Origin of the sequence: Flavobacterium sp., assembly GCF_039916025.1 — a bacterium.
GTDB lineage: Bacteria > Bacteroidota > Bacteroidia > Flavobacteriales > Flavobacteriaceae > Flavobacterium.
In genome coordinates, this window is record NZ_JBDSMB010000153.1 from 20945 (window position 1) to 28333 (window position 7389).

A 7389-nucleotide genomic window follows, 5' to 3' on the forward strand; every position below is an offset into this window, starting at 1 on the left:
TTTTAGATTTCTAAAAGCTTCCCTATGAAATCTATATCCAAAATATTTTTGCTTTCACTGATTGCAATTGCATCAGGCTGTCTTAAAAAAAATGAGGATAAAGCAACTGAGGATTCTAGATACCAGCCCAAAGAATTTGTCGAATTAAAACATCCTGATTGGAGCAAGAACGCTATGATTTACGAAGTAAATATTCGCCAGTTTACACCAGAAGGGACATTCAAAGCATTTGAATCTCATTTGCCAAGAATAAAAAAAATGGGAATCGATATCATTTGGCTGATGCCGATAAATCCAATTGGAGTTGAAAAAAGAAAAGGAACTTTGGGCAGCGAATACTCGGTGAAAGATTATTACGGAATCAATCCTGAATTCGGAACCAAAGCCGATTTTAAACATTTGGTTGATAAAATCCACAGTATGGGAATGCATGTCATTGTCGATTGGGTTGCCAATCATTCTGCCTGGGATAATCAATTGGCGAAAGACCATCCCGATTGGTATACCAAGACTGAAGAAGGTAATTTCCAACCAACGCCCTGGTATGATTGGGATGATGTAATTGATCTTGATTACGATAAACCAGGCATTAGAAAATACATGACAGAAGCGTTGGTTTACTGGGTAAAAGATTTCGATATAGATGGTTATCGTTGCGATACAGCCGGATTTATTCCGACCGATTTTTGGGATAATGCACGGGCCGAAATGGATGCAATAAAACCTGTTTTCATGCTTGCCGAATGGGAATCACGCGATCTGCATAAAAAAGCTTTCGACATGACTTATTCCTGGACGTTATTTGATAAAATGACAGCTGTAACAAAAGATAAAAAAAGTATTGCCGGTTTGGTTGAATACATGGCTCACGATGTGAGTACATTTCCGCGCGATGGCTACCGAATGACATTTACCGATAATCACGATATGAATTCGTGGAACCACAATATGTTTTTCAATTTTGGTGACGGATTGGAAGCCTCAATGGTTTTGTGCGGAACCGTAAACGGAATGCCATTAGTTTATGGCGGACAAGAAGCTGGTCTTAACAAATCGTTGAAGTTTTTTGACAAAGATTTGATTGATTGGAGTAAAATGCCTTACGAAGGATTGTTCACCAAACTCTTTGAATTAAAACATAAAAATCAGGCATTATGGAACGGTAATCAAGGCGGCGTCATGATTCGGATTTTTAACGACAAACTTGATCAGGTTATTTCTTTTTCACGAACAAAAGATAATGACAAAGTTCTTAATATCACAAACTACAGCGACAAACCCGTAACCGTTAAACTGGATTCAAAATATCAAAAAGGCGATTATACCGAATTGTTTTCAGGTGAAAAAATTACGTTGAAAGGCGATGATATTTTTGAAATGAAACCTTGGCAATATTTGGTTTTAGTAAAATAAAAAAGACCGTCTCGTTTAACAATGAGACGGTCTTTTAGTATAAGTTTATTAAAATTATTTCAATAAAAAGTTGAGTCCAACATTTATACTGGAGCGACTATTTGTCAATGAAGCATAACCGCTTTCCTTATTGATATCTGTAAAACCGCCTTGTCCTTCTATTTCAGCGAAAAATTTTAATTTGTTTGAAATCGGAACCTTAACTCCTATTCCGGCAGCTAAACCAAAATCATTGGTGTTGAAAAACTTTTTTACATCAGCATCAAATTGGGTGTCTTTCGCACTCATAAGAAATCCAAAGTAAGGCCCGAAATTTAGATACCATTCTTTGTGATTACCAAAATGCCAATTGGCCATTACAGGAACAGTCAAATAGTCTAAATTATAATCTGTTGGATAATATTGTCCATCATCCGTATTCAGAATCACATCATTATCCCAGCCTTTTTGATCATAAATCATTTTTACTTTTAAACTCCAAACGCTGGAAAAGTAATAATCAAGCGATCCGCCGACATTTAATCCGGTACCTGTATCGTATGAATATTCGTTATCAGAAACAGAAGAACTGTTAAACCCAATATTAACTCCAAATTCGACATCGCCCTTTTTTTGAGCAGAAAGGTTAGATGATATCCCGAATACTATAAGTACAACTAAAATTATTTTTTTCATAACACTGATTTTTTTGTTTACCCAAAAATACGCTATTTTTCAATTAATTAGCTTTCTCATTAAATTTCTTTTAACGCTGAAACCAAATAATCTATTTCTTCTTTTGTATTGTAATGGCTAAATGAAATACGTAAACTTGGTTTTTTTAACTCCTCATTATCAAGCATTTCAGCCAGCACATGTGAAGGTTTAATGCTTCCACTTTGACAGGCGCTCCCACGGGAAACCGCAATGCCTTTCATATCTAAGTTAAACAAAATCATGGCTGTTTTTTCCGGAGTAAAAGGAAGTAAAACATTCAAAATATTGTAAAACGTATTGCTTCCGTTTATAGTAATATCTGAAAATGATGCTTGTAATTGTTGAAAACAATACTGCTTCAACTCAGTGATTGCCGCTGTTTCTTCTTCTAAATTTTCAAAAGATAATTCCAAAGCTTTTGCCATTCCGGCGATTTGATGTACAGATTCGGTTCCGGCACGCCAGCCTTTTTCCTGTTCACCACCGAACAACATCGGTTGCAAAACCAAACTTTTGCGGACAAATGCAAAGCCAACTCCTTTTGGTCCATGAAATTTATGGGCACTGGCAACTAAAAAATCAACAGCTATTTCCTGTAAATTTAATTCTGTTTTCCCGATTGACTGAACTGTATCACAATGAAACAAGGTTTTGTTTTGGTGACACATTGCTCCTATTTTCTGAATATCATTGACAACTCCGGTTTCGTTATTCACATGCATCAAGGAAACTATTGTTTTGGCAGTATTGGAAAGCAATGCTGAAAATTGGCCGTAATCTAAAGTTCCATCATGAGAAACATTTACAAACTCAACCTCAATCCCAAATTCTTCCTGCAAAGCCTGAACGGTATACAAAGTCGCATGATGTTCAACTTTGGACGTAATTATTCGTTTTACACCAAAGTCTTTCACAGCGCTTCTTAAAATCCAATTGGTGGCTTCGGTAGCGGTAGAAGTAAAAATAATTTCCTGGGCATTGCAATGCAAATATTTGGCAATCGTTTTTCTTGCCGTTTCAATTATGGCTTTGGCGCTTCTACCAATACTGTGTGTTGATGAAGGATTTCCAAACTCAGACTGCATAACTTTAATCATTTCGTCAATAACTTCCTGGCGAATTGGTGTTGTTGCTGCGTTATCGAGGTATACTTTTTTCATTTTGCAAATATAAAAGTACTGTTCTTAATTAAATGATAAAAGGCAAAATTTAATAGCATAAAAAACTTATTTTTGCTTAAAAATTATACTATTCCAATGAAAAGAATTTTATGTATACTCTCATTGTTACTGATTATTACTGCCTGTGACGATGGAAATTTAACCGTTGACCCTATCGATTTTTCTGCAGGTGCGATTCTAAAGTGCAGCATTAAAGATGTTCTTTATAAAGTCCAAGGATCAGAAATGATGTTTATTGAAATTCCATCTTCTTATTTCGCAAACGACGAAACCGTTGAAGGCGCACCATTAGAAGTTCATTTATCAAGTACAATAAAAGTTACTTACAGAAGATATGCAAGCGACACCTCTGAGCTAAACATTTGCCCAACTGCACCAGATGCAACACCCAATTTAGTAGAGCAATGGCAAGCTACTGAAGGAATAATTCAAATTACAGCTACCGCAATTAAGACAACTAATTTAGCTGAAAATTCTACCCGAATTACCGGTTATATTTATAATATCACTTTTAAAAACATAACATTTATTAAACCTGATGGGCCACAAACGCAGGAAACTGTTCAGTTTGGAAATTATACAACTACAGTAAACCCTTTAGCTTTCGGATTTAATCATGAAGTTGATAAAAGTACCTGCACTACAAAGGTTTTTGATTTCAGTGGTGGAGAAGTTTTTACTTTAGATGTTGCTGATTATGATGCGTTGTTTGCTCCTGAACCAACAACTACTCCAAGAACGAGGTTGATTAGTGCTGATAATAAATTATCATATCGCTTATATTCTAATACAATAACTGATGCCTATTTCTGTGCTGCGATTACTCCGACTACTCCAACACTAACACAGCAATGGGATGCAATAGATGGAATTGAAGCTACAAGCGGGATAATTGAAGTAAGTACAGTGCATATAGGTGGTGATTATATTCATACTATCCGTTTGAAAAAAGTTACTTTAAAGAGAGGAAACAGTGAGTTTTCTTTAGGTGATGATTATCTTTTTGGAACTTTGATAACCCATTAATTTACCAAAACCATCATGCCAACTGACTTTATTAGCTATCAAAAATCAGGATATTTCACTAAATTAATTGTAGATTATTTAGACGAGAAGCCCGAATTGAATTCGCTGTACAATCGTTTTCCAAACCTTGGAAACTTTAAAAGTCAACTGGAAGAAAAGGCACAAAATTATTCGGCAGAAAACAGAAAAATATTGATTGCTGCTCTTGAAAATCAATACACACATTTTCAAATTTCAGATGTTACAAAAGCTAATATCTCGCTGTTATCAAATTCAAAAACATTTACAGTTACAACTGGTCATCAATTGAATTTATTCAGTGGCCCATTGTATTTTTTATACAAAATTGCTTCTACGATTAATCTTTGCGAAGCTTTAAAAAAGGAATATCCAACTTATGATTTTGTTCCGGTTTATTGGATGGCAACCGAAGATCATGATTTTGAAGAAATAAACCATTTCAATTTTAAAAACGCAAAAATCAACTGGAACAAGGAAAGCCATGGCCCTGTTGGAAGGCTTTCTACAGAAGGATTAAATGAAGTTTTAGAAGTATTTGCTTCAGAATTAGGACTTGGTGAAAACGCTGCCTATTTAAAAGAACTTTTCGAAAATAGCTATCTAAAACATAACAATCTTGCTGATGCGACACGATATTTAGCTAACAGATTATTTGGCGATAAAGGCTTGGTAATTCTTGATGGAGATGATGTTAGTTTAAAGCAGTTATTTGCGCCATTTGTAAAAAATGAGTTGCTGCATCAAACTTCTTTCCAAAAGGTTACAGAAACCAATTCATTGCTTAAAACAACGTACGACATTCAGGTTAATCCGAGAGAAATCAATCTGTTTTATATAGAAGATACTATTAGGGAACGAATTGTTTTTGAGAATAATTTGTTTAAAGTTAACAATACCAAACTCGCTTTTTCTGAAAAAGAAATCCTGGAATTGCTTACAACTAGTCCTGAGAAATTCAGCCCAAATGTTATTCTTCGACCTTTGTATGAAGAAATCATTTTACCCAATTTGTGTTACATTGGCGGTGGCGGTGAAATTGCTTACTGGTTGCAATTAAAATCAACTTTTGAAGCAAACAAAGTGACTTTCCCGATACTTTTAGTCCGCAATTCTGTTTTGTTAGCCACAGAAAAACAAATCAGGAAAGCAGACAAATTAAACCTTTCCTGGGCAGATTTATTCAGCAATCAACAAGAGTTGTTCACTGAAAAAACAAAAGAATTTTCCAAATTCAATTTAGATTTCTCTGAGCAAAAAGAGCATTTAAAGCGACAGTTTGAAAAGTTGCTTGTTATTACTAATCAAACAGACAAATCATTTATTGGCGCTGTTAAAGCCCAGCAAACCAAACAAATCAAAGGATTAGAAAATCTGGAAAAACGTTTGCTTAAAGCTGAGAAAAGAGTTCATGCTGAAAAACTGGAACAAATTATCCTGCTGCAAAATGAACTGTTCCCTAATCAGGGATTGCAGGAACGAAAAGCTAATTTCTCGGAATTTTATTTGGATGTAAATGACAAGCTCATAGAAAAACTCTTTCAGGAACTAAAACCATTAGAGCTTAATTTTACAGTAATTACCCTTTAATTTAGGCAAGTTTTCAACAATCAAACGTTTTCGCTGCACCTAATTTCATAATGTAGGCTTTTTTATATTAAGTTAGATAAACTAATTTAAAACCAAGCCATTATGAAAAAACAATTACTCCTTATAGTTGCACTGCTATTTAGTTTTCAAATCAATTATTCCCAGGTAATCTCCATTATTGGCAACACGAGCCCATCAGGAAGCTGGAGCATTGATACCGACTTAACCACTACAGATAACATTACTTATACGCTGCTTAATGCAACGCTGACAACTGCTACAGGACCAACAACAGGATTGAAGTTTAGACAAGGCCATGATTGGCCAATCAATTGGGGTGGAAATTTTCCAAATGGAACCGGAACACAGGATGGACCAAATATTCAAACCATTGCAGGGACTTATGACATCACTTTTAACCGAAGTAATGGCACTTATACATTTATTGCAAGTGGCACAGAGCCACATAATATTGGCATTTGGGGACCAGCCGTAGATTCGATAAATGGTTTTGTCGGTCCCGATGTTAACATGAATACTACTGATAATATTACTTATACACTTTCGGGTTTTTACTTTAGCAGTGGAACAGCCTATTTTAGGGAAAATGATGCAACTACAAATGTTTGGGGAAGTGTTGCCTTTCCAACAGGAACAGCAGTTCTCAGCGGACCAAGCATTCAGGTAACTGGTGGCGAATGGTATGTAACTTTCAACAGGATAACCGGCGCTTATAGTTTTGTTTATCCAGGAATTGGAATTTTGGGAACAGCAACTTCTGCAGGTTGGGGACCAGATGACATTGATTTAACCACAACCGATGGATTTGAGTATACCATTCTCAACTTGAGCCTAACTGATGGTTTTGCAAAATTCAGGAAAGATGATTCGTGGGACACCAATTGGGGTTCACTAGGTTTTCCTTCCGCAACCGGGATACAGAATGGTCCGGAAATTCCTGTAACTGCCGGGACATATGATATCGTTTTTCAAAAGAGTTCCGGACATTATTTGTTTACAAATACCTTATCAAATCACCAGAATTTGATTTCGAATGTAAAAATTTATCCAAATCCCACGAACAACATTTGGAACTTTACACATACAGCAACTATTGATAGTATTGAACTTTTTGATATAGCTGGCAAAACAATTCAAAGTTTTGCGCCAAATGCGACACAATTCCAATTGGACGGAAGTGATTTGAGCAATGGCGTTTATTTTGTAAAGATTAAATCAGGATTAGATTTTGCCGTGCAAAAAATTATCAGGAATTGATAGTCGTTCTATTTTTAATAATGGTTTAAAAGGTTTACTTTTGCACCCAAATTAAAAATAAAAACAAAAATGGCAACGAATAGAACATTTACAATGATTAAGCCTGATGGTGTTGAAAACGGACACATCGGTGGAATTTTAAATATGATTACTGAAGGTGGTTTCAGAATTGTAGCAATGAAATTAA

General features: G+C 35.3%; 7 protein-coding genes. 5 read left to right on the forward strand and 2 right to left on the reverse strand.

The annotated features are described in order from the left end of the window. Nucleotides 1-24: 24 nt before the first annotated feature. On the forward strand, nucleotides 25-1413 hold the full coding sequence (locus ABIQ27_RS11845) for an alpha-amylase family glycosyl hydrolase (protein WP_348034108.1): 1389 nt from the start codon (nucleotides 25-27) through the stop codon (nucleotides 1411-1413). A gap of 54 nt (nucleotides 1414-1467) precedes the next feature. Here ABIQ27_RS11845 and ABIQ27_RS11850 read toward each other — a convergent pair whose 3' ends face one another. Beyond that, nucleotides 1468-2088 carry a porin family protein gene (locus ABIQ27_RS11850; RefSeq protein WP_348034109.1) on the reverse strand — a complete coding sequence of 207 codons (621 nt, stop codon included), beginning with the start codon at nucleotides 2086-2088 and terminating at the stop codon, nucleotides 1468-1470. 59 nt (nucleotides 2089-2147) lie between these two features. Next, nucleotides 2148-3269 (reverse strand): cysteine desulfurase family protein, encoded by a 1122-nt coding sequence (locus tag ABIQ27_RS11855; protein WP_348034110.1) that lies wholly within the window; start codon nucleotides 3267-3269, stop codon nucleotides 2148-2150. 96 nt (nucleotides 3270-3365) lie between these two features. Here ABIQ27_RS11855 and ABIQ27_RS11860 point away from each other — a divergent pair, with 96 nt between their 5' ends. The 4 genes from ABIQ27_RS11860 to ABIQ27_RS11875 form a co-directional block, all read left to right on the forward strand. Then, a complete protein-coding gene (locus ABIQ27_RS11860) occupies nucleotides 3366-4316 on the forward strand; it encodes a hypothetical protein (protein ID WP_348034111.1) in 951 nt (316 codons plus the stop codon). Nucleotides 4317-4331: 15 nt separating this feature from the next. Continuing rightward, the gene (gene bshC, locus ABIQ27_RS11865) at nucleotides 4332-5924 is read left to right on the forward strand and encodes a bacillithiol biosynthesis cysteine-adding enzyme BshC (protein ID WP_348034112.1); all 1593 of its coding nucleotides are present in this window, start codon (nucleotides 4332-4334) and stop codon (nucleotides 5922-5924) included. 102 nt (nucleotides 5925-6026) lie between these two features. Continuing rightward, complete coding sequence (locus tag ABIQ27_RS11870; RefSeq protein WP_348034113.1) at nucleotides 6027-7202, forward strand: T9SS type A sorting domain-containing protein; 1176 nt, start codon at nucleotides 6027-6029, stop codon at nucleotides 7200-7202. Between the two features lie 69 nt (nucleotides 7203-7271). Further along, on the forward strand, nucleotides 7272-7389 hold a 118-nt coding region (locus ABIQ27_RS11875), incomplete at its 3' end, for a nucleoside-diphosphate kinase (protein ID WP_348034114.1).